This window comes from Streptomyces sp. APSN-46.1, assembly GCF_022815725.1.
Classification (GTDB): domain Bacteria; phylum Actinomycetota; class Actinomycetes; order Streptomycetales; family Streptomycetaceae; genus Streptomyces.
In genome coordinates, this window is record NZ_JALGRF010000016.1 from 89,469 (window position 1) to 116,330 (window position 26,862).

The 26,862-nt window shown below is 72.9% G+C and carries 25 protein-coding genes and 1 riboswitch; of the genes, 15 read left to right on the top strand and 10 right to left on the bottom strand.

Annotated features, from left to right (window positions below; translation table 11 throughout):
• Window positions 1-193: 193 nt before the first annotated feature.
• Window positions 194-652 carry a hypothetical protein gene (locus tag MTF65_RS28615; protein WP_374207315.1) on the bottom strand — a complete coding sequence of 153 codons (459 nt, stop codon included), beginning with the start codon at window positions 650-652 and terminating at the stop codon, window positions 194-196.
• Window positions 649-1,578 (bottom strand): 16S rRNA (cytosine(1402)-N(4))-methyltransferase RsmH, encoded by a 930-nt coding sequence (gene rsmH / locus MTF65_RS28620; RefSeq protein ID WP_243631882.1) that lies wholly within the window; start codon window positions 1,576-1,578, stop codon window positions 649-651. The genes MTF65_RS28615 and rsmH overlap by 4 nt, the downstream gene beginning before the upstream one ends.
• 285 nt (window positions 1,579-1,863) lie before the next feature.
• Here rsmH and MTF65_RS28625 point away from each other — a divergent pair, with 285 nt between their 5' ends.
• From MTF65_RS28625 to MTF65_RS28640, 4 genes are all read left to right on the top strand, one after another.
• Window positions 1,864-2,478, top strand: a complete 615-nt coding sequence (locus tag MTF65_RS28625; RefSeq protein WP_374207316.1) for a beta-class carbonic anhydrase — start codon at window positions 1,864-1,866, stop codon at window positions 2,476-2,478.
• Between the two features lie 95 nt (window positions 2,479-2,573).
• A complete protein-coding gene (locus MTF65_RS28630) occupies window positions 2,574-3,584 on the top strand; it encodes a MoxR family ATPase (protein WP_243631884.1) in 1,011 nt (336 codons plus the stop codon).
• Window positions 3,584-4,954: a DUF58 domain-containing protein gene (locus MTF65_RS28635; RefSeq protein WP_243631885.1), complete on the top strand. Its 1,371-nt coding sequence runs from the start codon at window positions 3,584-3,586 to the stop codon at window positions 4,952-4,954. The genes MTF65_RS28630 and MTF65_RS28635 overlap by 1 nt, the downstream gene beginning before the upstream one ends.
• Window positions 4,951-7,374 carry a transglutaminaseTgpA domain-containing protein gene (locus MTF65_RS28640; RefSeq protein ID WP_374207317.1) on the top strand — a complete coding sequence of 808 codons (2,424 nt, stop codon included), beginning with the start codon at window positions 4,951-4,953 and terminating at the stop codon, window positions 7,372-7,374. Before MTF65_RS28635 ends, MTF65_RS28640 begins: the two co-directional genes overlap by 4 nt.
• A 382-nt stretch (window positions 7,375-7,756) precedes the next feature.
• On the opposite strand, the gene MTF65_RS28645 is transcribed toward MTF65_RS28640, so the two are convergent.
• Genes MTF65_RS28645 through MTF65_RS28655 form a run of 3 tightly spaced genes read right to left on the bottom strand, consistent with a single transcriptional unit; the run spans window position 7,757 to window position 11,392 of the window.
• Window positions 7,757-8,389, bottom strand: a complete 633-nt coding sequence (locus MTF65_RS28645; protein ID WP_243631887.1) for a TetR/AcrR family transcriptional regulator — start codon at window positions 8,387-8,389, stop codon at window positions 7,757-7,759.
• A 29-nt stretch (window positions 8,390-8,418) separates the two neighbouring features.
• Window positions 8,419-10,509 (bottom strand): YhgE/Pip family protein, encoded by a 2,091-nt coding sequence (locus MTF65_RS28650; protein WP_243631888.1) that lies wholly within the window; start codon window positions 10,507-10,509, stop codon window positions 8,419-8,421.
• Window positions 10,481-11,392, bottom strand: coding sequence for an ATP-binding cassette domain-containing protein (locus MTF65_RS28655; RefSeq protein WP_243631889.1), 912 nt, complete (start codon window positions 11,390-11,392; stop codon window positions 10,481-10,483). The genes MTF65_RS28650 and MTF65_RS28655 overlap by 29 nt, the downstream gene beginning before the upstream one ends.
• A 189-nt stretch (window positions 11,393-11,581) precedes the next feature.
• Between MTF65_RS28655 and MTF65_RS28660 the strand changes: the two genes are divergently transcribed.
• The 5 genes from MTF65_RS28660 to MTF65_RS28680 all read left to right on the top strand — a co-directional run bounded on the left by MTF65_RS28660 (window position 11,582) and on the right by MTF65_RS28680 (window position 15,825).
• A complete protein-coding gene (locus MTF65_RS28660) occupies window positions 11,582-12,067 on the top strand; it encodes an SAV_6107 family HEPN domain-containing protein (protein WP_243631890.1) in 486 nt (161 codons plus the stop codon).
• 90 nt (window positions 12,068-12,157) lie between these two features.
• Window positions 12,158-12,916, top strand: a complete 759-nt coding sequence (locus MTF65_RS28665; RefSeq protein WP_243631891.1) for a methyltransferase — start codon at window positions 12,158-12,160, stop codon at window positions 12,914-12,916.
• Window positions 12,917-13,197: 281 nt separating this feature from the next.
• Entirely contained in the window at window positions 13,198-13,599 is a 402-nt protein-coding gene (locus tag MTF65_RS28670) for a DUF3040 domain-containing protein (RefSeq protein WP_243631892.1), read from the top strand.
• Between the two features lie 62 nt (window positions 13,600-13,661).
• Window positions 13,662-14,288: a DUF4126 domain-containing protein gene (locus MTF65_RS28675; protein WP_243631893.1), complete on the top strand. Its 627-nt coding sequence runs from the start codon at window positions 13,662-13,664 to the stop codon at window positions 14,286-14,288.
• Between the two features lie 43 nt (window positions 14,289-14,331).
• The gene (locus MTF65_RS28680; protein ID WP_243631894.1) at window positions 14,332-15,825 is read left to right on the top strand and encodes an NAD(P)/FAD-dependent oxidoreductase; all 1,494 of its coding nucleotides are present in this window, start codon (window positions 14,332-14,334) and stop codon (window positions 15,823-15,825) included.
• A gap of 10 nt (window positions 15,826-15,835) precedes the next feature.
• Here MTF65_RS28680 and MTF65_RS28685 read toward each other — a convergent pair whose 3' ends face one another.
• The 5 genes from MTF65_RS28685 to MTF65_RS28705 all read right to left on the bottom strand — a co-directional run bounded on the left by MTF65_RS28685 (window position 15,836) and on the right by MTF65_RS28705 (window position 20,285).
• Window positions 15,836-16,768 carry a hypothetical protein gene (locus MTF65_RS28685; protein WP_243631895.1) on the bottom strand — a complete coding sequence of 311 codons (933 nt, stop codon included), beginning with the start codon at window positions 16,766-16,768 and terminating at the stop codon, window positions 15,836-15,838.
• A gap of 45 nt (window positions 16,769-16,813) precedes the next feature.
• Window positions 16,814-17,728 (bottom strand): methylenetetrahydrofolate reductase [NAD(P)H], encoded by a 915-nt coding sequence (gene metF, locus MTF65_RS28690; RefSeq protein WP_243631896.1) that lies wholly within the window; start codon window positions 17,726-17,728, stop codon window positions 16,814-16,816.
• A gap of 104 nt (window positions 17,729-17,832) precedes the next feature.
• Entirely contained in the window at window positions 17,833-18,471 is a 639-nt protein-coding gene (gene thiE, locus MTF65_RS28695) for a thiamine phosphate synthase (protein ID WP_243631897.1), read from the bottom strand.
• 77 nt (window positions 18,472-18,548) lie between these two features.
• Window positions 18,549-18,914, bottom strand: a complete 366-nt coding sequence (locus tag MTF65_RS28700; RefSeq protein WP_243631898.1) for an Rv2175c family DNA-binding protein — start codon at window positions 18,912-18,914, stop codon at window positions 18,549-18,551.
• Between the two features lie 153 nt (window positions 18,915-19,067).
• Window positions 19,068-20,285: an NAD(P)/FAD-dependent oxidoreductase gene (locus tag MTF65_RS28705; RefSeq protein WP_243631899.1), complete on the bottom strand. Its 1,218-nt coding sequence runs from the start codon at window positions 20,283-20,285 to the stop codon at window positions 19,068-19,070.
• Between the two features lie 115 nt (window positions 20,286-20,400).
• Window positions 20,401-20,513: riboswitch (TPP riboswitch) on the top strand.
• Between MTF65_RS28705 and thiO the strand changes: the two genes are divergently transcribed.
• The 6 genes from thiO to pknB all read left to right on the top strand — a co-directional run bounded on the left by thiO (window position 20,511) and on the right by pknB (window position 26,858).
• Window positions 20,511-21,680 carry a glycine oxidase ThiO gene (thiO, locus tag MTF65_RS28710; RefSeq protein WP_243631900.1) on the top strand — a complete coding sequence of 390 codons (1,170 nt, stop codon included), beginning with the start codon at window positions 20,511-20,513 and terminating at the stop codon, window positions 21,678-21,680. Its footprint overlaps the riboswitch before it by 3 nt.
• Complete coding sequence (gene thiS, locus MTF65_RS28715) at window positions 21,677-21,892, top strand: sulfur carrier protein ThiS (RefSeq protein WP_243631901.1); 216 nt, start codon at window positions 21,677-21,679, stop codon at window positions 21,890-21,892. The genes thiO and thiS overlap by 4 nt, the downstream gene beginning before the upstream one ends.
• A gap of 3 nt (window positions 21,893-21,895) precedes the next feature.
• Window positions 21,896-22,699, top strand: coding sequence for a thiazole synthase (locus MTF65_RS28720; protein ID WP_243631902.1), 804 nt, complete (start codon window positions 21,896-21,898; stop codon window positions 22,697-22,699).
• An 896-nt stretch (window positions 22,700-23,595) separates the two neighbouring features.
• Window positions 23,596-24,072, top strand: a complete 477-nt coding sequence (locus MTF65_RS28725; RefSeq protein ID WP_243631903.1) for a DUF5919 domain-containing protein — start codon at window positions 23,596-23,598, stop codon at window positions 24,070-24,072.
• The gene (locus MTF65_RS28730; RefSeq protein ID WP_243631904.1) at window positions 24,059-24,526 is read left to right on the top strand and encodes an NUDIX hydrolase; all 468 of its coding nucleotides are present in this window, start codon (window positions 24,059-24,061) and stop codon (window positions 24,524-24,526) included. The genes MTF65_RS28725 and MTF65_RS28730 overlap by 14 nt, the downstream gene beginning before the upstream one ends.
• A 379-nt stretch (window positions 24,527-24,905) precedes the next feature.
• A complete protein-coding gene (gene pknB, locus MTF65_RS28735) occupies window positions 24,906-26,858 on the top strand; it encodes a Stk1 family PASTA domain-containing Ser/Thr kinase (protein ID WP_243631905.1) in 1,953 nt (650 codons plus the stop codon).
• Window positions 26,859-26,862 lie beyond the last annotated feature (4 nt).

Sequence of the window (26,862 nt, forward strand, 5' to 3'; positions counted from 1 at the left end):
GGGCGCGGGTGCCCGGTGTTCGCCGGTGCGGCCGCGCGGCGAGAGCGGACCCGGGCTGCGCCCGGGCCTTCTGGGGCTCCGCCCCAGACCCCGCGCCTCAAACTCCCCCAGACTCCGTCCGGGGGTGCCCCCACGCGAGGCTGGATGGGCAGGCGCCGGCCAGGCGGAATTGGCAGGGGTCCGCGTCACGACGTCACCTTCCAGGGGTCTGCGGGGTGGAGCTCGGGGTGGGCGCGGGGGAGGTGGCCGGGGCCGGGGGGCCCGCCGGGGAGGGGGTCTGGGCGGCCGGCGGAGCGGACGGCGGCGGGGGTTCCGACGCGACGGCCGGGGTCCCCTGGACCTTTCCGTCCGGGCCGATGAAGACCGGGCTGCCGCCCGGGACCAGGCCCAGCTCGTGCGCCCGGCGCTGCAACGCGTCGGGGGCCGAGTAGGCGTCCACGTCCCGCTGCAGCGCCTGCTCCTCGTCCGTCAGCGCGGTGGTCTCCTTCTTCAGCCTCGACAGCTGGAAGGAGCCCTCGTTCAGCGCGGAGTTCAGCAGCAGCAGGCTGATCAGCCCGCCGCCGAGCAGCGCCACCACCAGCAGGACGAACGGCATCCGGGCCGCCTGCCCGGTGTTCGCCGCCTTCCCGGGCCGGCCCCCGCGTTTGCTCACAGCCGCGCCTCCCGGATGCGTTCGACGCCGCGGAACCGGGCGGGGGCGGCCCGCCGGTTCTCGGCGATCTCCTCCTCGGTCGGCAGTTCCGCGCCCCGCGTGAGCAGCTTCAGCTTCGGCTGGTACTTCTCCGGGACCACCGGCAGCCCCGGCGGCGCCGTCGAGGTCGCGCCCGCCGCGAAGACCTGCTTCACGAGCCGGTCCTCCAGCGAGTGGTACGACAGCACCGCGATCCGCCCGCCCACCGCGATCCGTTCCACGGCCGCCGGAATCGCCTTCTCCAGGCCCGACAGCTCGCCGTTGACCTCGATCCGCAGCGCCTGGAAGGTCCGCTTGGCCGGGTTGCCGCCCGTCCGCTTCGCCGCCTGGGGCAGCGCGTCCCGGATCAGCTCGACCAGCCGGGCGCTGTTGGTGAAGGGCTCCTTCGCCCGCTCCCGCACGATCGCCGACACGATCCGCTTGGCCTGCTTCTCCTCGCCGTACTGGCGCAGGATCCGGACCAGCTCCCCGGGCGGGTAGGTGTTGAGGACCTCCGCCGCGCTGATGCCGGTCGTCTGGTCCATCCGCATGTCCAGCGGCGCGTCCTGCGCGTACGCGAACCCTCGGTCGGCCTCGTCCAGCTGCATGGAGGAGACGCCCAGGTCGAAGAGGATGCCCTGGACGGTCGGGATGCCGAGGTTGTCGAGCACCTCGGCGAGGTCGGCGTAGATCGCGTGGACGAGGGTGACCCGGTCGCCGAAGCGCGCGAGCCGCTCGCCGGAGAGCCGCAGGGCCTCCTTGTCGCGGTCGAGGCCGATCAGGCGGACCTCGGGGAACCGGGTGAGCAGGGCCTCGCTGTGGCCGCCGAGGCCGAGGGTGCAGTCGACGACGACGGCCCCCGGCCTCTCCAGCGCCGGGGCCAACAGGTCCAGGCACCGCTGGAGCATCACCGGGACATGTCGGGACTCGCTAGTCAAAGCGCCCTCTCAGATAACGGCGCGGCAGGCGTACGCCGCGCCGCGCACGCGGAGTTTTACCAGGATTACCAAGGGCCGGAGGGCCGGTAGGGCCGGGCTCCGGCCGGTTCGCGCCACTTTAGTGCAACGGTCGCCGCGGTCAACGAACCGCCCCGCGCGCCGTGCGGCGGTCTCCCACCGAACCCGCGAAAGCCGCGAATCACCCGATCAGGCGCCCCCGTCTCACTCCTGTGGGTTAGCTCACAAGAGGTCTGGTTGACCTTCTTTGTCCGCCCTCACTCCGTGCCGGATCGAGCTGTGACCACTACCGTCGTACCCATGACCACTTCCGCATCCCTGCCCGCCGACTCCGCGCCCCAGGCGTCGGACGGCCGTTCCGTCACGGACCGGCTGGTCGAGGCGAACCGGCAGTACGCCGCGGAATTCGTCGACCCGGGCATGGACGCCCGCCCGGTCCTCCAGGTGGCCGTCGTGGCCTGCATGGACGCCCGGCTCGACCTGCACGCCGCCCTCGGCCTGGAGCTCGGCGACTGTCACACCATCCGCAACGCCGGCGGGGTCGTCACCGACGACACCATCCGCTCGCTCACCATCAGCCAGCGCGCCCTCGGCACCCGCGCGGTGATCCTCATCCACCACACCGGCTGTGGTCTCGAAAGCCTGACCGAGGACTTCCGGCACGAGCTGGAGGACGAGGTCGGCCAGCGCCCCGCCTGGGCCGTGGAGGCCTTCCGCGACGTGGAGCAGGACGTACGCCAGTCCATGCAGCGGGTGCGCACGAACCCCTTCCTCCCCCACACGGACGATGTGCGAGGCTTCGTCTTCGACGTGCACACCGGGCTCCTGCGGGAGATCGATCCGGCCTCTTGAGTGACACGGGCCCGTGACGCCGTCAAGAATGTGTTTGGGGTGGGCCGTGCATGCGCCGAGGGCGTCGGCCCTGAGAAAGGGCCGAGGAGAACCAGGTGACGACGTATGACGACCGAGCGAGCCTCGCGGATCTGACCAGCACGGCGGAGCGGGTCCGCCGCTCGGTCGAGAGCGTGATCGAGGGCAAGCCCGAGGTCGTCCGGCTGGCGATGACCGTGCTGCTCGCCGAGGGCCACCTGCTGATCGAGGACGTGCCCGGCGTCGGCAAGACCATGCTGGCCAAGACGCTCGCCAAGTCCATCGACTGCTCGGTGCAGCGCATCCAGTTCACCCCGGACCTGCTGCCCTCCGACATCACCGGCGTCAGCATCTACGACCAGCAGCGCCGCGAGTTCGAGTTCAAGCCGGGCGCGATCTTCGCGCAGATCGTCATCGGCGACGAGATCAACCGCGCTTCTCCCAAGACGCAGTCCGCGCTGCTGGAGTCGATGGAGGAGCGCCAGGTCACCATCGACGGCACGACGTACACGCTGCCGAGCCCGTTCATGGTGGTCGCCACCCAGAACCCGGTGGAGATGGAGGGCACCTACCCCCTCCCCGAGGCCCAGCGCGACCGCTTCATGGCCCGCGTCTCCGTCGGCTACCCGAGCCCCGAGGCCGAGCTCCAGATGCTCGACGTGCACGGCGGGCTCTCCCCGCTCGACGACCTCACCGCCGTCGCGCACGCGCACGACATCGTCAAGCTGATCGACGCCGTCCGCGAGGTGTACGTCGCCGAGCCCGTCCGCCGCTACGTCGTCGACCTGGTCTCCGCCACCCGCAGCCACCCGGACCTGCGCCTGGGCGCCTCGCCCCGCGCCACCCTGCACCTGCTGCGCGCCGTGAAGGCCTCCGCCGCCCTCGCCGGCCGGGAGTACGTCCTGCCCGACGACGTCCAGGCGCTGGCCGCCCCGGTCCTCGCACACCGGCTGCTGCCCACCGCTCAGGCCCAGTTGAACCGGCGCACCGCCGAGCAGGTCGTCCACGACATCCTGCAGCGCACCCCCGTCCCCGCCGCGCACGCCCGCGGCGAGATGCCGCCCGGCGCGGGCATCCGGGGCTTCTGATGGGCGCCGGTGCCCCGCGCGGCGCCGGCGGCGGGCTGCGTACGTCGCTCTCCGGACTGACCACGCGCGGCCGTTCGTTCGTCGCCGCCGGGGTCGCCGCCGCCGTGTGCGCCTACGTCCTCGGCCAGGGGGAACTGCTCCGGGTCGGGCTGCTGCTCGCCGCACTGCCGCTGATCTGCGTCCTCGCCCTGCACCGCACCCGCCACCGGGTCACCGGCAGCCGCCGGCTGACCCCGACGCGGGTGGCCGCGGGCGGCGAGGCCCGGGTGCGGCTGCGGATGGACAACACCTCGCGGGTACCGACCGGGCTGCTGATGCTCCAGGACCGGGTGCCCTACGTCCTCGGTCCCCGGCCCCGCTTCGTCCTGGACCGGGTCGAGCCCGGCGGGCGCCGCGAGGTGTCCTACCGGGTCCGCTCCGACCTGCGCGGCCGCTACCCCCTGGGCCCGCTCCAGCTGCGGTTGAGCGACCCCTTCGGGCTGGTCGAGCTGACCCGCTCGTTCAGCGCGTTCGACACCCTCACCGTCATCCCGCGCACCGAGCCCCTGGCCGCGGTCCGGCTGACCGGCGAGTCCTCCGGTTACGGGGACGGCAGCCGCCGCTCGCTGGCCCTGGCCGGCGACGACGACGTGATCCCGCGCGGCTACCGGCGCGGCGACGACCTGCGCCGGGTGCACTGGCGCTCCACCGCCCGCTACGGCGAGCTGATGGTGCGCCGCGAGGAGCAGCCGCAGCGCAGCAAGGCCACCGTCCTGCTGGACACCCGGCAGCTCGCGTTCGAGGGCGCCGGACCGGACTCCGCCTTCGAATGGGCCGTGTCGGCGGCCGCCTCGACGCTGCTGCACCTCCTGGAGCAGGGCTTCTCGGTGCGGCTGCTGACCGACACCGGCGATTCGGTGCCCGGCGAAGGCGGCGGCAACATTTTCAGCGGGTCCTCGGCGGGCGGGCAGGAGTCCGCCGTGGCCGCCGGGCTGATGATGGACACGCTCGCGGTGGTCGGCCACTCCGACGGGGCCGGGCTGTCCCGGGCCTACGACGCGATCCGCAGCGGTGGCGGCGCCCTCGGGGGAGCCGGCTCCGACGGGCTCCTCATCGGCTTCTTCGGCGACCTGGACGACGTACAGACAGAACTCGCGGCGAAGATGCGCCAGCGGGCCGGCGGTGCGGTGGCCTTCGTACTGGACTCCGCGACCTGGTCCGGGTGGCCCGCGCGGGACAGCGTGCCGCTCCCGCTGGAGGAGCGGTTGCGCAGGTTGCGCGACGCGGGCTGGACGGCGCTGGCCGCCCCGCCCGGGGTGGCGTTCGGCGAGCTGTGGCGGCAGGCCGGCAATGCTCCGCTCGGCATGGGTGCTTCCGGAGGCTGGGGATGAGCGGGCGGGCGAGACTGACACTTTTCGCGGCGTTGGCGACGCTGCTCACCTCGTGGTCGCTGGCCGGGCTGGTCGAGTCGAACAGCTGGATCGCGCAGGCCGCGCTGCTGCTTGCCGTGCAGAGCGCGGTGGGGGCCGGGGCCCGGAGGCTGCCGCTGGCGCGGTCGCTGACGGTGGCCTCGCAGCTGCTGGTGTCGCTGCTGATCCTCGCGTTCATGTTCGCGGGGAAGGGCGAGTCCACCGGGAACGGGCCGCTGGCCTACCTGGTGACGGACTTCGGCGCGCTGTTCGGGCGGGGCGTCCAGGACGTGGGCGAGTACGCGATACCGGCGCCGGTCACGGACGGCATCCGCCTGCTGCTGCTGGCCGGGGTGCTGCTGATCGGGCTGCTCGTGGACATGCTGGCGGTGACGCTGCGCACGGCCGCCGCGGCGGGGCTGCCGCTGCTCGCGCTGTACTCGGTGGCCGCCGGGCTGTCCGCGGACCACGGGAACTCCTGGTTCTCGTTCCTGCTGGCCGGGTGCGGCTATCTGATGATGCTGCTCGCCGAGGGCCGCGACCGCCTCGCCCAGTGGGGCCGGGTCTTCGGCGCGGCCCCGCGCGGCCGGGTGTCGGCCGCCTCGGGTTACGGGAGCGGTGCCGATTCGGGCAGTGGGCAGGCGCTGGCTCCCGTACGCACCGGGCGGCGGATCGGCGCGGTCGCGCTCGGCCTGGCGCTGGCCGTGCCGCTGGCGCTGCCGGCGCTGGGGGACGGCCTGCTGGGCGGCCGGGGCGCGGATGAGTCCGGCGGCAGCGGCACGGGCGGGACGATCTCGGCGGTCAACCCGCTGGTCTCGCTGCAGAGCAGCCTGAACGCGCAGGACAACCGGGTGGTGCTGAAGTACCGCACGGACAGCCCGCAGGTCGGCGACCAGTACGTGCGGATCCTGGCGCTGGACGAGTTCAACGGGGTCAAGTGGGAGGCCTCCGGGCGGCCGCTGACCGACGTCCCGGAGCGGATGCCGACCCCGCCGGGGCTGGGCGAGCAGGTACGGACGGGCGCGACCGAGGTGCGCACCACGTTCTCGGCGGCGGACACCTACGTGCAGCGCTACCTGCCGATGCCGTACCCGGCGACCGGGGTGGACATCGGCGGGAAGTGGCGGTTCGAGCAGGCCGGCCGGACCCTGGTCGGGGACCAGCTGGGCAAGGACAAGTACCAGAACGTGCAGGGCGCCCAGTACACGGTGCGGAGCATGCTGCTGCGGCCGACGGTGCGCCAGCTCCAGACCGCGCCGGCGCCGAACGCGGCGGTCAAGGCCGAGTACACGAAGCTGCCGGACAATCTGCCGCCGGTCGTCGCGGAGCGGGCCCGCGAGGTCGTGCGGGGCTCGAAGGACGACTACACGCGGGCGGTGAAACTCCAGGACTACTTCGCCGTGAGCGGCGGATTCCGCTACGACACGCGGACCGCCTCCGGTACGGGTCCGCAGGCCGTCGCCCGCTTCCTGGAGGACAAGGAGGGCTTCTGCGTCCACTTCGCGTTCTCGATGGCCGCGATGTCCCGCTCGCTGGGGATCCCGGCGCGGGTGGCGGTCGGGTTCACCCCGGGCGAGAAGCAGTCGGACGGCACGTGGAACGTGTCGATGCGGGACGCGCACGCGTGGCCGGAGCTGTACTTCGAGGGCGTGGGCTGGACCCGTTTCGAGCCGACGCCCCGCTCGGGGATCTCGATCCCCGACTACAGCCGGGCGGAGACCCCGGCGGCCACGCCGTCCGCGCCGACGGCGCTGCCGTCGTCGAACGCGTCCGAGCCGGCGGCTGATCCGTCGAAGGCGGACGACTGCCCGCCGGAGCTGAAGAAGCTGGGCGAGTGCGGCGGGCCGGCGGCGACACAGGGGGCCGCTCCGGGCGCGGGCGGGCCGTCGGTGCTCGCGGTGGCGGGCTGGGCGGCGGCCGTCGTGGCGCTGCTGGGCCTCCCGCTGCTGCCGTTGCTGTGGCGGACGCGGGTGCGGGCGCGGCGGCTGTCGGCGGGTGGTGTCCTCGTGGCCTGGCGGGAGCTGGGCGACGGGGCCTGGGACGTGGGCATCGCCCCGGACGAGGCGTTGTCGCCGCGGTCCGCCGCCGCGCGGGTGGTGGAGCTGGGCCGGCTGGAGCCGGACGCGGCGGAGGCGGTGCACCGGGTCGCGGGCGCGGTGGAGCGGGCGCTGTACGCGCCGCCGGGCGCGGACGTCTCGTACCCGGGCCTGGCGCGGGACGTGCTGCTGGCCCGCGCCGGTCTGCTGGCCGGCGTGTCCCGCGCGGCCCGGCTGCGGGCGCTGCTCCTGCCGCGCTCCGCGGCCCGCGTCTCCTGGGCGGCCTCCGCCCGCTGGTCCGCCCTGACGGCGGCGGCCTCGGCCCGCGCGGCGTCCGTCCGGCTGCCGCTGCGCGGCCGCGGCTGACGGTGCTGTCCTGCGGGCGGCCTGCGGGCGGCCTGCGGGCGGCGCCGCCCCCGGGCCGAGGGCCCGCGGCGGCGGCGCGGGCGCATACGAAAAATGCCGGGCGGCGAGGCTCGTTCCCCCTGAGCCCCGCCGCCCGGCCATTTCGCGTAACCGGGCCCCCGTAACCCTCCCGGCGAGGGACGAGGCCCCGGCCCGCTCCGCGGCCCCGTGTCCGCGGTGCGGGCCGAGGCCCCTGTCCGTCGTCCCCCAGTCTGCTGTTCCCGCAGGTGGGAGCCCATCCGTACGCGTACTCATTTCCGCGCCTAGGTACGCCTAGGTACGTACGGGTACTCAGTTCTACGCGCCCCCGCCGTCCCCGCGGCACCGCCGACCGGGGTACCCCTCAGCGGCTTCCGCTGACCCGCCCCCGCAACAGCAGCGACAGCGCCGAGTGCACGTCGTCCAGCGACCGCTCGCTCTGGAACGCCTGCCAGTCCAGCGCGGCGACGAGCACCATCCCCACCAACGCGGCCGCGGTCAGCGGTACATCGATCTCGGCGCTGAGTTCGCCCCGCTCGACGCCCTCCCGCAGCACCGTCTCCACGACCGCCACCGCCTCCTGCCGGACCACCATCAGCGTGGACTGCCATGCCCGGTTGGTGCGCCACAGCTCGGCGACGTACAGCTGCGTGAACGCCGGGTACCGGTCGATGAAGACCAGGCCCGCCCTGATCATCTCGTCGAGCGCCTCGATCCGGGTCCCGCCGCGCGCCTCGGTCTCCTCCGCCGCCCTCCGCAGGGACGCGGTCAGCAGGCCGACCCCGTGCCGGAGCAGCTCCTCGAAGAGGTCGGTCTTGCTGGCGAAGTTGTAGTAGACGGTTCCCTTCGCGACGCCCGCCCGCTCGGCGATCTCATCGACCGTGGTGGCCGAGAAGCCCTGCTCGGCGATGAGTGTGACGGCCGCTTCGTAGAGCTTCTGCCGGGTGGCCTGCCGTCGGCCGCTGCCGGTACCCGTACCGGTACTGCTGCTTTCCATGGCGCTGATTCTCACAGGTCAACGCTTCCTTACAGGCTCAGTTCGGGGTGCAGCCGGTCCATCGTCCACACCTGCTTGCCGCGGGCGGCGAGTGCGGTGAGGGCGAGCGCGCCGGCCGTGAACGCCACCAGGACGGCGCAGCCCTGCCACACGGGGGCGAGATCGCCGCCGGTGATGAGTTTGCGCAGGCCCTCGACGATGTACGACATCGGCAGGTACGGGTGGATCGCGTTGAAGAAGTCAGGACTGGTCTGAACGGGGTACGTACCGCCCGCCGAGGTCAGCTGGAGCATCAGGACGGCCAGCACCAGGATGCGGCCGGCCGCGCCGAACTTGGCGTTGAGCCACTGCACGATCGCCGCGAAGCAGCCGGTGACCAGCATCAGGAACGCGATGGTCAGGGCCGGTCGCGCCATCTCCAGGCCGAGGCCCCAGTGGAGTACGGACATCAGCGCGGCCACCTGCGCGGCGCCGAGGCCGGCCACGGGCAGCCAGCCCGCGAAGGCGACCCGCCAGGGCGAGGCACCCGCGGCGAGGGCCCGCCGGTTCAGCGGCGCGATCAGCATGTAGGCGACCATCGCGCCGACCCAGAGGGAGAGCGGGATGAAGTACGGGGCGAAACCCGTACCGTAGTTCGGCGCCTTGTGCAGGGACTGGTTGGCGAGCTTGACCGGATCGGCCATGACCTCGGTGCGGGCGTCGCGCTGCTTCTCGTCGTAGTCCGGGATCTTGCCGACGCCGTCGTGCAGGCCGTCGGCGAGGTCGCGGTTGCCGTCGACGAGCTTGAACATGCCGCCGTTGAGGCTGTGTGCTCCGTCGCCGAGCTTGCCGACACCCTCGCCGAGGGCGCCGGAGCCCTTGGTGGCGCTGCCCAGGCCGGTGTGGAGCTGGGCCATGCCGGTGGCGACCTTGTGGGCGCCGGTGTTGAGGGCGTTGATCTTCGCGACGCGGTCTTCGAGGTCGGCGGAGAGACCGGGGGCCTTCGCGGCCAGCTCGCGGGCCTTCTTCTCCAGGTCGGTCAGCTGCTTGCGGAGCGCTTCGAGGTCGCCGCCCGAGTTCTTGACCAGGGTGTTGACGTCGCCGGAGAGCTCGGCGGCCTCGGCCGCTCCGTCCTTGATCTTCTTCATCTCGGCGCAGGCGGCGGGCGACGCGTGCGGGACGCCGGGGCTGACGCACTGGTTGGTGTAGAGGGCCGCCGACTGGGTGGCGAGCAGTCGCGAGTGGCGGGCCGCGTCCGGGGCCTTCTTGGCGAAGGTGTCCAGGTGGTTCTTGGTCACCTTGGCCGTGTCGGCGACCAGCTCGGCGCTGTCCGCGAGCTGCTTGGAGTCCTTGAGGAAGGGGCGGACCTTGTCGGCACCGCCGTTGACCTTGTCGGCGAGGGTCTGGGTGGCGGTGGCGATGTCCCGCGTACCGGTCTTCAGCTGCCCGGAGGCCGTGTTGAGCTGCTTCAGCCCGCTCGTGAGCTCGCCGGACTTCGCCTTGGCCGTGTCGAGGCCGTCGGCGAGGTCCTTGGCTCCCTTCTGGGCCTTGTCGGCGCCGTCCTTCAGCTTGTCGGCGCCGTCGGCGGCCTCGGCCGTCTTGTCGTGCAGATCGGAGAAGGACACGAAGATCTTGTCGAGGAAGCCGCGGGAGGCGTTGGTGGACGCCGCCGAGCGGACCTCGGAGAAGACGGTGCGGGAGATCGAGCCGACGACGTAGTTGTTCGAGTCGTTGGTGCGGACCTGGAGCGCGCCGGTGGTGGGGTCCTCGCCGGAGCTGGAGGCGATCTTCTCGCTGAAGTCGGCGGGCATGGTCAGGGACAGGTAGTACGTCCCGTTCTCCAGCCCCTTCGCCGCCTCGTCGGCGCTGACCTCGCGCCAGTCGAAGGTCCGGCTGTCGCGGAGCTTCTTGGTGATCTCGCCGCCGGCGTCGATGCGCGCGCCGTCGACGGTGGCGCCCTTGTCGGCGTTGACGAGGGCGACGGGCACCTTGTCGAGGCGGCTGTACGGGTCCCAGAAGGACCAGAGGTACAGCGCGCCGTAGAGCAGTGGCAGCAGGAGCAGCGCGACGAGGGCGGCGCGGGGGAGCTTTCCCCGCCCGAACCGCTTCAGCTCAAGCGCGGCGAGCTTCGGAGAGCGCATCGTCCGCCCCCTTCGTGTTCGTGTCGTCTTCGTCGGTGTCGTCGGTGTCGGTGCTGGTGCCGTCGGCATCGTCGGCCTCGGGCTCGGCCTCGGGCTCGGCCTCGGGCTCGGGCTCGGCCTCGGCCTCGGGCTCGGGTTCCGGCGCGGCCTCCGGCTCCGGCTCCGCGGCGGGCGCGGCGGTTTCGGCGGGGGTTCCGGTGCGCAGCACCGTCGCGTCCTCGGGGGCCTCGCTGCACGTGGCGAGGACGGTGGTCCCGCGGGCCGCGATCGAGCGGAGCAGGGCCCAGGCCTCGGCGCGTTCGGCGTCCGAGAGCTTGAGGTCGAGGTCGTCGAGGGCCAGCAGCCGCGGGTCGCCCAGCAGGGCGATGGCCACGGACAGGCGTACGGATTCCAGCCGTTCCAGGTCGCGTACGGAGGTACGGGGCCCCTTGGGCAGGGTCGCGAGGTCCAGACCGACGGCGGCCAGGGCCTCCTCGATCCGGGTGGCGGTGGAGGCCCGGCGCTCGGCGCGGGGCCGGAGCAGGGCGCGGACCGGGCCCTCGTAGCGGCGCTGAAGCAGGGCGCCTTCGCGCAGCTGCTCGGCGACGGTGAGGGACTGGTCGAGCTCGTTGACGCCGGGGACCGGGCCGAGGGCGGCGACCCGGCGGACCGCCCCCATGTGCTTCGGCAGCCGGTGGCCGGCGACCTCGGCATGGCCCTCGGTGGGCTTCATGCGGCCGGTGAGGGCGAGGAGCAGACAGGTGCGGCCGCTGCCCGAGGGCCCCTCGACCGCGATGAGCGAGCCGGGCGCCGCGTCGATCCCGACGCCCCGGAACACCCAGCCGCGTGGGCCCTTGAGTCCGAAGTCCTCGGCTTTGACGGCCGCGCCGCGCGGGCTGTCCACGCCGTCCCCTCCCTTTTGAACTGACTGGTCAGTTCAAAAACTAGCACCCTTGGGACGCACGCGCCGTGCACAGGGAGGCAGTTGTCCGGACAAGCGGGGCAAAACCGCAGGTCAACGCGATTGTCAGTGGGGCACGTCACGATGGATCCACGCATAGCGACAGCACCACGCATCGACAGGAGGTTCGTCATGGCCACACCGTCCCCGTCCCCTGTCCACCCCGTCCCGCGCAAGTCGTCGGCCCCGCCGGCTGCCCTCGATCTGCTCGCCAAGGCCCGCAGCGGCCTGACCGAGGCCGCGGGGCTGCCCGGGCCCAACGAGCGGTATGCCACCGCCCACCTCGCGGCGCTGCGCGTCGCCGCGGCCGTGCTCGCCGCGCGCGGGCGGCCCGAACCGGTGAACCCGCGGCGGCGGCCGCGGATCCGGCCCGCCTGGGAGGTACTGCCGGAGATAGCGCCGGAGCTGACGGAGTGGAGCGCGCTGTTCGCCTCCGGCGCCACCCGGCGGGCCCGGGCCGAGGCCGGGATACCGGGCGCGGCGACGACGAGGGAGGCGGACGATCTCGTACGCGAAGTCGCGATGTTCCTGCGCCTGGTGGAGCGGATGCTCGCCCTCCGTCCGATCACCGCGCAGACCTTGCCACAGCCGAGGCCGGAGCGTCCGAACGCGGGATGAGATCACCGGCTGCCCGAGGCAATGGGGCCGAGGCAATAGGGTGGGCCCGGACCGCTCACCCTTTCTTATCGCGCCGAGGAGCCATCAGCCGTGTCGGACACTTCCCGCCCCCGCGCCTCCCTTCGCACCGCCGTGGTGTGGGAGGTACTCAAGGAGGCCCTCGACCGCCGGGTGAAGGCGACCGGGCGGGACGTGCTCGACGTACTGGACACCGGCGGCGGCACCGGCAAGTTCGCCGTCCCGGTGGCCCGGCTGGGGCACCGCGTCACCGTGGTCGACCCCAGCCCGAACGCGCTGTTCGGGCTGGAGCGCCGGGTCGCCGAGGCCGGCGTCTCCGACCGGGTCCGCGGCGTGCAGGGTGACGCCCAGGGCCTGCTGGAGGTCGTCGAGCGGGACGCGTACGACGTGGTGCTCTGCCACGGCGTGCTGGAGTACGTGGACGACCCGGCCGAGGGCGTCGCCAACGCGTACGCGGCGCTGCGCCCCGGCGGCATCCTCAGCCTGCTCGGTGCCGGCCTCGGCGGGGCGGTGCTGGCCCGCGCGCTGGCCGGCCACTTCACCGAGGCCCGTACGGCGCTGACCGACCCGGCGGGCCGCTGGGGCTCCGGCGACCCGGTGCCCCGCCGCTTCACCGCCGAGCAGCTCACCGAGCTGGTCGGCGGAGCCGGCCTGGAGGTCGGCGCGGTGCACGGCGTCCGCATCTTCGCCGACCTGGTCCCCGGGGTCCTGGTCGACACCGAGCCGGGCGCGGTCGAGGCACTGCTGCGCCTGGAAGAAGCCGCCGCCGAGCTGCCCGCCTTCCACGCGGTCGCCACGCAACTGCACGTCCTTGGCGAGAAGCCCGCCTGATCTGCGACGCTGTGCCGCATCGAGTCGGCCGTACACCCTCCGCTCCGCCGGTCGGACCCGTATGATCGGGGACACCGACCCGGCATGGCGGCCAGGGCATTGGGGAATAAGCGCCTCAGTGACCGAGCCCCAAGGCGGTACGGATAAGCCGCGCTGTCGTCAGGCGCGGTGCATTTGAGAACGTGGCGTAGAGGGCGGGTATCACGGGGGCGATTCCCCGCCTATCCTGAAGGGGACCCCTGGTCGCTACCCCCCGCGACCGACGGATGAGGAGGACTCCCGTGCCGCTCTCGGAGCACGAGCAGCGAATGCTCGAGCAGATGGAGCGAGCGCTGTACGCCGAAGATCCCAAGTTCGCGACAGCGCTTGAGGGAAGCGGACTGCGCACGTACACCCGGCGACGGGTCTACCTCGCAGTCGCAGGCATTGTGGTGGGTATCGCGCTCCTCATGACCGGCGTGATCTGGCAGAGCGTGCTCTGGGTCAGCGTGGTGGGATTCCTCGTCATGCTGGGCTGCACGGTTCTCGTGGTCACCGGTTGGCGCAAGGCACCCAAGCCTGGCGAGCAGCCCGTCTCCGGCAGTACACGCGGTTCGGGCCACGGCCGGAACCGGCAGCGTCGGTCGATGATGACCCGTATCGAGGAGCGGTGGCAGCGCCGCCGCGATGAACAGGGGCACTGAGCCCTGAGGATTTTTCGTGAGGGGACGGCCGACGGCCGTCCCCTCACGCGTATCTTGATCGGGTGAGTGTGCTCCCCCTGGTCTTCACCAGCGGCTGGGCCAGTGGGATCAACGCCTACGCCGTGGTCCTCCTGCTCGGCATCTTCGGCGCGACCGGACTGACCGACGAGGTCCCGGCGTCGCTGCAGCGTACCGACGTGCTGATCGTCGCCGCCGTCCTGTTCGTCTGCGAGGCGGTGGCCGACAAGGTCCCGTACGTGGACTCCATATGGGACACGGTCCACACCGTGATCCGCCCGCTGTCGGGTGCCGTGATCGGCGCGCTGCTCGCCGGCCAGAGCGGCTCGCTCTCCGACATCGCCGCCGGGGCCATCGGCGGTTCCACCGCGCTGGCCAGCCATTTCGTCAAAGCCGGCACCCGGATGGCGATCAACACCTCCCCGGAGCCGTTCACCAACGTGGGGATGAGCCTCGCCGAGGACCTCGGCGTGGCCGGCATCATCACCTTCGCGATGTTCAACCCGGAGGCCGCCGCGATCATCGCGGCCGTCCTGCTGGCCGTCGGCCTGACCGTGCTGGTCTTCCTGTGGTCCCGGATCCGCCGCTTCCTGCGCCGCCGTGCCCAGCGCCGCGAGGAGAAACGGCTGGCGGCCGAGGCCCTCGACACCAGCCCGGCGCCACCCCGCTGACCTGGGTCGTTCCGGGCCCGTCCCGGTCGATAGGCTCAGCCGCATGGCACGAATTGCGGTGATCGGCGCCGGCATGGGCGCGATGGCGACGGCGGCCCGGCTGGCCGTGGCGGGCCACCAGGTGACGGTGTACGAGCGCGGGACCACCTACGGCGGGGCGGTCGGCCGCCTCGAACGCGAGGGTTTCGCCTTCGACACCGGCCCCGGGCTGCTGCACCTGCCCGCCGTCTACCGCGACCTGTTCGTCAAGACCGGCAAGCGGCCGCTGGAGGACTACGTCGATCTGGTCAAGGTGGACCCGGCCGTCCGGCACCTCCTGGCCGACGGCTCCGCGGTCACCCTCCCCAACGTCTCGCGCGGCGGCGCCGCCGCCGTCCTCGACCAGGCCTTCGGCGCGGGCGCCGGGGACCGCTGGAGCGCGCTCCTCGGCCGTGCCCGGGACGCCTGGGACGCCACCCGCCGCCCGCTGCTGGAGGAGCCGCTGCGCCCCGACTGGCAGGTGCTGGGCAGTGATCCTTACCCCGCGCTGCGCAAGAGCGGCCTGCTGCGCCGCCGGCCGCCGACCCTCGCCGAGGTGGCCGAGCGGGAACTGGGCGGGGAGCTCGCCGCCCTGCTGGAGGGCCCGGTGCTCGCCCACGGCCTGGCCCCCGACACCACGCCGGCCGCGGCGACCGTCCTCCCGTACATGGAGCAGACCTTCGGCAGCTGGTACGTACGCGGCGGCATCCGCGCGCTGGCAAGCGCCGTGTACGAGCGCTGCCTGGAGCGGAAGGTCACCTTCGAGTTCGATACGGCGGTCCGGGACGTGCTCGTCCGGGACGGCCGGGCGGCCGGGCTGCTGCTGGCCGACGGCGCCGAGGTGTCCGCCGACTCCGTGGTCTGCGGGATCGACCCGCGGCAGCTGCCGCCCGGCACGGTGCCCTGGCCGGCCGACTCGGTTCCCGCCCGGGGGCCGGGCGTGCCCAGCCGGATCACCCTCTTCCTCGCCCTGCGCGGCGCCCGCCCCGAGGACGCCGTGCACCGCACCGTGGTCCACTCCCCCGGCGCGGCCGCCGCGGCCCGGGCGGCCTTCTCCGGGGAGCACGCGGAACGCCCGACGGTGACCGTGCTGCGGCCCGACGACCCGGCCACCCGGCCCGACGCGGACCACGAGGCCGTCACGGTGAGCGCCGTGTGCGCCCCGCAGGGGGTGCTGGACTGGTCGGACGCCGCGCTGGCCACCCGCTGCGCCGGGGAGCTCCTCACCGCCGCCGAGTGCGCCGTGCCCGGGCTGCGCGGGCGGCTGCTGTGGCACGAGCTGCGCACCCCGGCCGACATCGCGCGGGCCACGGGCGCGGTGCACGGCTCGGTGCCGCCGCCCGCCCTCGCCGGGGCCGGCGGCCGGCTGCTCTACCCGGCGAACGCCACCGCCCTGCCCGGGCTGTACCTGGCGGGCGGCTGGGCCCACCCCGGCGGCGGGCTCGCGCACGCCGGGATGACCGGGGCCCTGGTGGCCGGGCTGATCGTGGAAGGCGCCGGGTTCCGCGGCTCCCGGTGAGGACCGCCGCTCAGTAGCGGTACTGCTCGTACTCCCCGGTGCCGCCCTGGTACGGGTAGCCCTGCGGCTCCTGGGGCGGGTAGGGGGCCTGCTCCTCGCCGGGGTAGGGCTGCGCGTACTCGTCGGTGGACCGCTGCTGCGGGACCCAGACCCCGCCGGGCGGTGTGTCCATGGAGTACTGCTGCTGCGCGCCCGCGTACGGGTCCGGGGCCTGGCCGGCGTACGGGGTGTAGCCGGCGTCGTAGAACGGCTGCTGCGGGGAGACACCGCCGGTGCCGATGTACGGGTCCGAGTAGGCGGCGTAGACCTGCTGTTCGCCGGCCGGGTAGCCGTTGCCGTAGTCGTAGCCGCCCTGGGTCTGCGGGTCGTAGTACGCGGCGTACTGGTGGGCGTCCTGCTCGGCGGTGGTGAACGGCGAGGCGAAGGACGCGCTGTCCCCGGCGCCGGCGTTCGGGGCGAAGCTCTGGATCCCGTACGAGCCGGTGTCGTCGGGCAGCGGCTGCGGGCTGTAGATCTCCGCGGCGTCCGGCCCGTCCGAGGTGCCGGAGGTGTCGGAGATGTCGGAGGTGTCCGTGGTGTCGGAGGAGTCGCCGTCGGACCCGTACTCCAGCGCGGTCACCTCCAGCGCGGGCTCCTTGCGCGGTCCGCCCCCGGCGCGGCGCCGCCGGGTCTTCCGTACGGGCTCACCGCCCCGGCGCAGCGCCCAGCCGGCCACGAAACCCTTGCGGAAGGAGAGCGTCACCAGGGTCTGGCCCAACGCGAACGCGGTCGCGCCGGCCGCGATGACGAGGACGGACGGCAGCACCACGCCGGCGACCACGCCGAGGAAGCCGGCGAAGGCGAGCAGGCGCCAGCGCAGCCGGGCCTTGTACTGCATCAGGACCTCGGCAAGCAGCCACAACGCGACGATCCCGAACGCGATGTAGAGGACCGTCATTCCCATGCGTGGCCCCTCTCGGTACGGCCGCCCACGGGCACGTACGGCCGGTCAGACCCGCTGGTGCAGGCCCAGGTTCTCGTAGATCTCGAGAGTCGCCGTGGAATTGTTCAGCGTGATGAAGTGCAGCCCCGGGACACCCTCGGACAGCAGCCGCGCGCAGAACTCCGTGGCGAACTCGATGCCAATGGAGCGTACAGCGGCCGGGTCGTCCTTGACGGCGAGCATGCGCTCTTTCACGGCGTCCGGGAAGACTGCGGTGCTGAGTTGGGGCAATCGGTCGAGCTGCTTGATTCCCACAACAGGCATGACCTCGGGGATGATCGGGGTCTCGCAGCCCGCCTTTACGACGCTGTCGCGGAGCCGCAGATAATTCTCCGGACCGAAGAACATCTGGGTGATCGCATAGTCGGCGCCCGCGCGGCACTTGTCCACGAAGTGACGGATGTCCGAATCCCAGTCCTCCGAACGGGGGTGCATCTCGGGGAAGGCCGCGACGCCGACGCAGAAGTCGCCGGACTCCTTGAGGAGGCGGACCAGGTCGGCCGCGTAGTCCACGCCCTCGGGGTGCTTCACCCAGGGGCCCATGGGGTCGCCCGGCGGGTCCCCGCGCAGCGCGAGCATGTTGCGGATGCCCGCGTCGGCGAACTGCCCGATGACGTGGCGCAGCTCCGCGACGGAGTGGTCCACGGCGGTGAGGTGCGCGACCGGGGTCAGCGTGGTGTTCGCGGCGATCTGTTCGGTGGCGCGGACGGTGCCGCCGCGAGTGGAGCCGCCGGCTCCGTACGTGACGGAGACGAAGCTGGGGGCCACCGCCTCGATCCGGCGGAGCGCCTCCCAGAGGTTGCGCTCGCCCTTCTCGGTCTTGGGGGCCCAGAACTCGAATGAGTACGAGCTCCCGGACGCGAGGAGATCGCGGACCGTGTGCGCACGATCCGACCAGGTGGAAGCGGTACCAAGGGCCATACGGGCAGGTTAGACGTGGCCCGGCGTCCGCCGAAGCGGCGTCCGCCCATTGGACACGTTTTTGGACACCTAGGGGGAGGGCGGCCGGGCCGTGCTCCCGATGCCTAGGCCAGGCGGGCCTGTACGCGCTTGGCCAGGTCGGCGGCCGCGGCACCGGGGTCGGAGGCCTCGGTGAGGGCGCGTACGACGACGATTCGGGTGGCTCCGGCGTCGAGGACCATGTCCAGATTCGTTTGGTCGATGCCGCCGATCGCGAACCACGGACGGGCCTGGGCGAGGGAGGCCGCGTAGCGGACGAGGCCGAGGCCGGGGGCGTGGCGGCCGGGCTTGGTGGGGGTGGGCCAGCAGGGGCCGGTGCAGAAGTAGTCCACGCCGGGCTCGGCGACGGCGGCGTCCACCTCGGACTCGGCGTGGCAGGACCGCCCGATGAGCACTCCCTCGCGGAGGATCGCCCGGGCGGCGGGTACGGGGATGTCGCCCTGGCCGAGGTGCAGGACGTCGGCGCCGATGGCGTGCGCGACGTCGGCGCGGTCGTTGACGGCGAGCAGCTTGCCGTGCCGGCGGGCCGCCTCGGCGAAGACCTGGAGGTGTTCGAGCTCCTCGCCCGCCTCCATGCCCTTGTCGCGGAGCTGGACGATGTCCACTCCGCCCGCGAGGACGGCGTCGAGGAACTCGGGGAGGTCACCCTGCCGCTTGCGGGCGTCCGTGCACAGGTAGAGCCGGGCGTCGGACAGCTGCTGCATGGATTACCCCCGGGTGGTGGCGGTGTACGGGCCCGAGCGCTCGGGCCCGTACACCGGTGGAGCGGATGCGGATCAGGTCAGAGGGCAAGCGCCTGAGCGCGGCGCTTCACCTCCGTGCCGCGATTCTCGCTCAGCGCCTGCGCGGGGGTGCCGGGCAGGGTCGGGTCGGGAGTGAACATCCACTCCAGGATCTCCTCGTCGGAGAAGCCGTCGTCGCGGAGCACGGTCAGCAGGCCGACGAGGCCCTTGACGACCTTGTCGCCGTCGATGAAGGGGGCGGGCACCTGAAGGGAGCGGTTCTCGCCGCGGCGCACGGCGAGAAGCTGACCTTCCTTGACCATCTGGCGGACCCGTGTCACCTCGATGTCGAGCATCTCCGCGATGTCGGGGAGGTACAGCCAGTTGGGGACAAGGGCATCGATCTTTGCGTCAATCTCGGTCACGGGCACAAGCCTGCCACCTCGGACTCGCCGCCGGTACCTGACCCCGTCCGTCCGTGGCGCCGGGGCCCCGCCCCGGGCCCCCGGCGCCTCAATCGCCCAAGACCAGCCTCGCCGGCGTTTGAGGCGCGGGTCCGGGCGGAGCCCGGGCGGCCGTCAGGCCGAGGCCGACTTCAGCGGGATCCCGGGGTCCGCGACCTTGGCCGGGTCCACCGGGGTGGCGGCCTCGATCAGCTTGCGCCCCTGGGCCAGGTCGCGGGGGCGGCCCACCGCGAGGACCGCGACCAGGACCCCGGCGCGGAGCCAGCACACCGACCAGGTGTCCTCGGCCGGGTCGCCCCGCCACAGCAGGGTGTCCGCCCCGCCGTGGTGGCCCGCGTACTGGACGAAGCGGCCGAACTGCTCCGACCAGAAGTACGGCACCGGGTCGTAGACCCGCTCCCCGTCCCCGAGGATGTTCGCCGCGACCACCCTCGGGCCCTGCAGCGCGTTGTCCCAGTGGTGCACGAGCAGCCGCGTCCCGTACCGCTCCGAGGGGAACGACGCGCAGTCGCCCACCGCGTACACGCCGGGCACGGAGGTCCGCAGGTGGGCGTCGGCCGTGACCGAGCCGTCCGGCCCCAGCTCGACGCCCGTACCGGCCAGCCAGCGCGTGGCCGGGCGGGCTCCGACGCCCACGACCACCGCGCCCGCCGGCAGCTCGCGGCCGTCTTCCAGCCGGACCCGGCCCGGCGTCACGGAGGCCACCTTCACGCCGGTCAGCAGGGTCGCGCCGGCCTCCTCGTACCACCGCGCCATCGGAGCCGCGACCTCCGCGGGCAGCGAGCCCGCGAGCACCCGGTCCGCCGCCTCGACGACCGTCACCTCGCAGCCCGCCTGCCGCGCCGCCGTGGCGAACTCCGCGCCGATCCAGCCCGCCCCGACGACCACCATGGCCGGCGCCGCCGCCAGCACCGGGCGCAGCCGCGCCGCGTCGTCCAGGGTCCGCAGCAGGTGCACGCCCGGGACGCCCTCCGCCCCGGGCAGGTTCAGCGGTTCTGCGCCGGTCGCCAGCACGAGGACCCCGTACGGGACCGGGCCCGCCTCCGTGTCCAGCTCGCGTTCGGCTGCCCGCAGGCCGGTGACCTCCACGCCGAGGCGAAGCTCGATGCCGAGGCCCTCGAAGTCCACGTCGAACGCGGAGTCCTCGGCCTTGCCGAGCAGCACCGCCTTCGACAGCGGGGGCCGATCGTAGGGCTGGTGGGGTTCGGCGCCCAGCAGGGTGACGGGGCCGGCGTAGCCCTGTTCCCGCAGGGCCACCGCGGTCTGCACCCCGGCCATTCCGGCGCCGGCGATGACGACACCGCTCTGAGTCTGTTCCGTCTGCTCGCTCACCCGGCCCACCCTAATCTCCTGACGACCCGTCAGGAATAGCGGGCGGGAACAGCGCCGGGCACCGGCCCGGGGAGGCAGCCTTACCCGGGGTCGGCGCCGGGGTTAGTCTGGCCACCGTACCTATCGCGGGAGTCCGGACGTACCGGGCTGAGAGGGAGGCTGGCCGGCCTCCGACCGTACGAACCTGATCCGGGTCATGCCGGCGAAGGGAGGGGCTGGACGCCCATGCACTCATCTCGGAAGGGATCCGACGTCCTCGTCATCGGGGGCGGGATCATCGGCCTGGTCACCGCCTGGCGGGCGGCACGGCGCGGGCTGCGCACCGTACTGGCCGACCCGGCGCCCGGCGGCGGCGCCGCCCAGGTCGCGGCCGGCATGCTCGCCGCCGTCACCGAGCTGCACTACGGCGAGGAGACCCTGCTGGGCCTCAATCTCGCCTCCGCCGCCCGCTACCCCGCGTTCGCCGCCGAGCTCGCCGACGCCAGCGGCGGTCTGGACATCGGCTACCGCGCCTGCGGCACCCTCGCCGTGGCCCTCGACGCCGACGACCGCCTCCACCTGCGCGAGCTGCACGCCCTCCAGCGCCGCTGCGGCCTGGACTCCGAGTGGCTCACCGGCCGCGAGTGCCGCCGCCTGGAGCCGATGCTGGCCCCGGGCGTCCGGGGCGGCCTGCGCGTGGACGGCGACCACCAGGTGGATCCGCGCCGGCTGGCGGCCGCGCTGCTGGCCGCCTGCGAGCGCGCCGGCGTGGAGATCCGCCGGGCGAGCGCCGAGCGGCTGCTCGTCAGCGCCGACCGGGCCGTCGGCGTACTGCTCGACGACGGTACGGAGCCGCGCGCCGACCAGGTGGTGCTGGCCGCGGGCTCGCTCAGCGGCCGGCTGGCCGGCGTACCGCCGGAGGTGGTGCCCCCCGTCCGGCCGGTGAAGGGGCAGGTGCTGCGGCTGACCGTGCCGCCCGCGTACGCGCCGTTCCTGTCCCGGACCGTACGGGCCGTCGTGCGCGGCAGCCACGTCTACCTGGTCCCGCGCGAGAACGGCGAACTGGTCGTCGGCGCCACGAGCGAGGAACTCGGCTGGGACACCACGGTCACCGCGGGCGGGGTGTACGAGCTCCTGCGCGACGCCCACGAGTTGGTGCCCGGCATCACCGAACTCCCGCTGACCGAGACCCGGGCGGGGCTGCGGCCCGGCTCACCGGACAACGCGCCGCTGCTCGGCCCGACCGACCTGCCGGGCCTGCACCTGGCCACCGGGCACTACCGCAACGGGGTGCTGCTCACCCCGCTCACCGGCGATGTGATGGCGGAGCTGCTGGCCACCGGCGAACTGCCGGAGGTCGCACGCCCCTTCACCCCACGTCGTTTCACCCCGGCACTTCAGGAGTCGTACCGATGACCCTCTCCTCCGTCTCCGTCTCCGTCAACGGCGAGCCGCGCGAGGTCGCGGCCGGCACCACCCTGGACGCGGTGGTCGCCACGCTGACAGCGGCCCCCTCCGGGGTGGCCGCCGCGCTCAACGAGACCGTGGTCCCGCGCGGGCAGTGGCCGCTCACGCCGGTGGGCCAGGGCGACCGGGTCGAGATCCTCACCGCGGTCCAGGGGGGCTGAACTATGGCTGACGACGTCTTCACGCTGGGCGGCCGGACCTTCTCCTCCCGTCTGATCATGGGTACCGGCGGGGCCCCGAGCCTCGACGTCCTGGAGCGCGCGCTGGTCGCGTCCGGCACCGAGCTCACGACGGTGGCGATGCGCCGGCTGGACCCGACCGTGCAGGGCTCGGTCCTGTCGGTCCTGAACCGGCTGGGCATCTCCGTACTCCCCAACACGGCGGGCTGCTTCACGGCGGGCGAGGCCGTCCTGACCGCCCGGCTGGCCCGCGAGGCCCTGGGCACCGACTGGATCAAGCTGGAGGTCGTCGCGGACGAGCGGACCCTGCTGCCGGACGGGGTGGAGCTGCTGGACGCCGCCGAGACCCTGGTGGACGAGGGGTTCACGGTGCTGCCCTACACGAACGACGACCCGGTGCTCGCGCGGAAGCTGGAGGACGTGGGCTGCGCGGCGATCATGCCGCTGGGGTCGCCGATCGGGTCCGGGATGGGGATCCGCAACCCGCACAACTTCGAGCTGATCGCGGAGCGGGCGGAGGTTCCGGTGATCCTGGACGCGGGGGCGGGCACGGCGTCCGACGTCGCCCTGGCCATGGAACTCGGCTGCGCCGCGGTGATGCTGGCCTCTGCGGTGACGCGGGCGCGGGAGCCGGTGCTGATGGCTGCCGCGATGCGGGACGCCGTCTCGGCGGGGCGGCTGGCCCACCGCGCGGGCCGCATCCCCCAGCGCCGCTTCGCGGAGCCCTCCTCCCCCACCACTGGCCGCGCCACCCTCGACCCGGAACACCCGGCGTTCTGGCCTTCCTGACGCGCCGCTCGCGCGGCTCGGCGCTGGACCCGGGCCGGGGCCGGGGCCAGCCACGTGCCCGGGCCGTCCTGTTTGCCGGGGTCGGGGGGTGGCGGGGTCCCGGCTGGGCGGAATCAGAGAAGTCTTGGGGGTTTCCCGGCAGACCCATAGTCCGTCCCGGAGGCCGCGACTGCGGGTTGTTCGGACGTCAGTCGACGGGCCGGCGGACGGAAGTCGTCGTGGCTCGAAGGGCCTCCGCCAGTTGCTCCACTACGTCAGCCCGGACCGTTCCGAGATCGACGTAGGGTCTGCCGGTCTGCGTGACCAATGGCCGGACGCTGCTCCACGCGGCTTCGGTGACATCGAGGGACGCCAGGGCAGCTCGTATCGCTTCGGCGGCGTCAACGGCACGGCTTCGGCCGTCCCTCCAGGTCTGCATATCCATCAGGCGACCGCGCTCTCGCCGGGGCAATGGCCCTCGTGCCTGTAGATCACGCCACGAGGGCCTGAGGTCTGGTCGATGGCCCCTCGACGGACGACGTCAAACGGCTTGATGCCGCGGCGGCACTCCGAGCACCGATGTCCGGGAGGAGCGTAGGTCACGTATTCCCATGGGCCTTGGCCCGTCACCGTCTCCTTGGTGGTCGCCATCGCGCCCTCCCGATTGCTTACGAGGTCGATGAGACGACCTTCACGGTTGTGCTGGTCAACTCCCGGTCCTGAGAGACCGTTTGGTCTCGTGGGCCAGGCATGCACCGATGTTCTGTCCCTCGTCAGAGCGTTGGTACCGCGTTCCCAGGACGTTTGGGACGTTCCACCGTTACGGTTCGTTCCGTCCACCCACCGGGCCGGACAGAGAGATAGTCCAGGTCTTTCCCTATCGCTCGGCCGCGCCGGCAAGCCTCTGGAAGTCTCTGGTGACGAAGGCGCAGCGCGAGCTGGTATTCGCCGGGTACACCAACTACTTCCTGTGGCTGGAGCAGGCGAACCTGGCATCCGCCCTGCGGCGCAAGGCCCAGAGCGGATGCCGCGTGCGGTTCCTGATCGGCGACCCGAGCAGCCCGGTCACCACGGCAAGGGAAGCCGAGGAGGGCGTCCCGCTGACTCTGTCTACCCGCATCGCCGTGACACTGAGCGAGCTGGAGAAACTGCGCGACGTCAGCGGTATCGAAGGCCGGTTCGAGACCGGTCACGTCAACCTTTCCGCCTTCCGCTTCGACGACGAGATGATCGTTACCCCGATCCTGGCCCGCAGGGTTGGCCACGATTCGCCGATGATGCATCTACGACGCAGGCAGACGGACGGGATGTTCGACCGGTTCGCCGCCCATGTCGAAGAGCTGTGGAGCCGAGGACGCGACATTCGGGAGACGAGACAACATGGCCAGGCGTGACTACGAGGACGATCCCAACGCGCCCACGGCAAACAGTCTGGTGCCTGCGGCATCAGCGGTCGTCGTCGATGAGGACGGCCGGGTGTTGTTGCAGCGGCGCACGGACAACGGGATGTGGGCACTCCCCGGCGGGAAGATGGAGCTCGGGGAGTCCATCGGTGACTGCGCGGTCCGGGAGACCTTCGAGGAGACCGGCATCACGGTCGAGATCACCGGAATCGTCGGGACGTACACCAACCCCGGACACGTCTTCGCCTACGACGACGGCGAGGTCCGGCAGGAATTCTCGATCTGTCTTCTCGCCCGCCCTACCGGAGGCAAGCTCCGAACATCTGACGAGTCGTTCGAGGTGGCGTGGTTCACCCCCGAGGCCATCGACGATCTGCCGATGGTGCCCAGCATCCGTAAGCGCATCAATGATTGGCGAGCCGGACTGGGTCCGGTCATTCGCTGACGCAGCCGAGGCGGAGGCAGTGTCCTCTGTCGCGGGCGGCTTTAGCCACCGACGGCCGCCGGACGCCGTCGGCGAGGAGCGCGTAGCGATCTGAGCGCCCACTCTCCCCCGAGGGGCTTGTGGTCGAGTTTTGGTGGGGGCTGGCCGCCTGCCAGGGCCCCAGCTCGGACCCGCCACCCGAAGGTTCCGCCGAGCAGGACGGCCCGGACCCGCCCCGTCGCCGAGGGGGCGGGTGGGCAAACACCGGCCGCGAGCGGGGGGCCGATGGGGTGAAGGCCCCGCACGCGTGTAGGACCGTACGCCCCCGCCCACGTCACAGGTGAGCTGCAAGGGACGGGACCCTGGCCGGGACGCCACCGTACGATCGTAGAATCGCCGGGTGGATACGACCCTGGATGACCCCCTCGTCGGGCGCGTGCTCGACGGCCGCTACCGCGTCGACGCCCGCATCGCGGCCGGCGGCATGGCCACGGTCTACCGCGCCCTCGACACCCGCCTCGACCGCGTCCTGGCACTGAAGGTGATGCACCCGGCCCTCGCCGCCGACGCCGCCTTCGTCGACCGCTTCATCCGCGAGGCCAAGTCCGTCGCCCGCCTCGCGCACCCCAACGTCGTGGGCGTCTTCGACCAGGGCACCGACGGCCCCTACACGTACCTCGCCATGGAGTACGTCTCCGGCTGCACCCTGCGCGACGTGCTCCGCGAGCGCGGCGCCCTCCAGCCCCGGGCCGCCCTCGACATCCTCGAACCCGTACTCGCCGCCCTCGGCGCCGCCCACCGGGCCGGGTTCGTGCACCGCGACATGAAGCCCGAGAACGTCCTCATCGGCGACGACGGCCGGGTCAAGGTCGCGGACTTCGGGCTGGTCCGCTCCGTCGACTCCGTCACCAACACCACCGACTCCGTCCTCGGCACCGTCTCCTACCTCGCCCCCGAGCAGATCGAGAACGGCGTCACCGACACCCGCGTGGACGTCTACGCCTGCGGCGTCGTCCTGTACGAGATGCTGACCGGCGCCAAGCCGCACACCGGCGGCAGCCCCGCCCAGGTGCTCTACCAGCACCTCAACGAGGACGTTCCGCCCCCGTCGGCCACCGTCCCGGGGCTCCCCGTCGCCCTCGACGAGCTCGTCGCCCAGGCCGCCGCCCGCAACCCCGAGCTGCGCCCCTACGACGCCGCCTCCCTGCTGGGTCTGACCCTCGACGCCCGTATCCGGCTCAGTGACGCCGAACTGGACCGCGTACCGCCGCAGGCGCGCGCCGAGGAGCGGACCTCGACCGAGGACCGCACCAGCGTGGTCCCCAGGCCGGTGGCCCCGCTGGGGGCACCCCCAGCGGTAGCTGGGGGAGAGTCCATGAACCAGACGTCGCGGCTGATGCTCCCGCCGCTGTCCCAGGCTCAGGGACAGGCCCCGGCACCGGCGCCGGCACCGGTCGCCCGCGCTCAGCGCCGCGGCCTGCTCCTCGTCGTCGTCGGGGTCCTGCTCGCGCTCGGCCTCGGTACCGGCGTCTGGTACATCAACTCCGGCCAGTTCACCAAGGTCCCGAACCTGCTCGGCAAGAGCGAGGCGCAGGCGAAGTCCGAGCTGTCGGCGGCCGGTCTCGGCGTGAAGCGGGTGGACCGGAAGTTCAGCGAGGCCTTCGACCGGGGCACCGTGATGGACACCGACCCCGCGGGCGGGAAGCGGATCCGCGGCAACGGCGCGGTGGCGCTGACGATTTCGCGCGGTCCCGAGGTCGTGGCCGTGCCCAACCTGAAGAGCCGTCCGCTGGAGGAGGCCAAGGCCGAGCTGGCGAAGACGGGACTGGCGCCCGGGGTCGTCTCGCAGGCGTTCAGCCAGGACGTCGCACAGGGCTCGGTGATCAGCACCGACCCCGCCGGCGGCGAGAAGCGGGCGCCCGACACGGCGGTCTCGCTCCTCGTCAGCAAGGGCCGACCGGTGCAGGTCCCCGGCGTGACCGGCAGGCCGCTCGACCAGGCCCGCGCCGCCCTCCAGGGCCTCGGCCTCAAGGTGGAGACGGCCGCCGAGCAGCTCAACTCCCCCTTCCCGGCCGGTACGGTCGCCGTCCAGTCGGTCGGCGCCGGCACCCAGGCCGCGGCCGGCGACACGGTGACGCTCACGCTGTCCAAGGGCCCGCGCCAGATCCCGGTGCCGAACGTGACCGGCCAGGACGCGGACGCGGCGCGCAAGACGCTGGAGGCGCTGGGCTTCAAGGTGAAGGTGGAGAAGCCGTTCCTGTCCTTCAGCGACACCATCGCCGCCCAGTCGGTGCCCGGGGGCCAAAGCGCCCCCGAGGGCAGCACGATCGTCATCCGGACCAAGGGGTTGTAGTCGT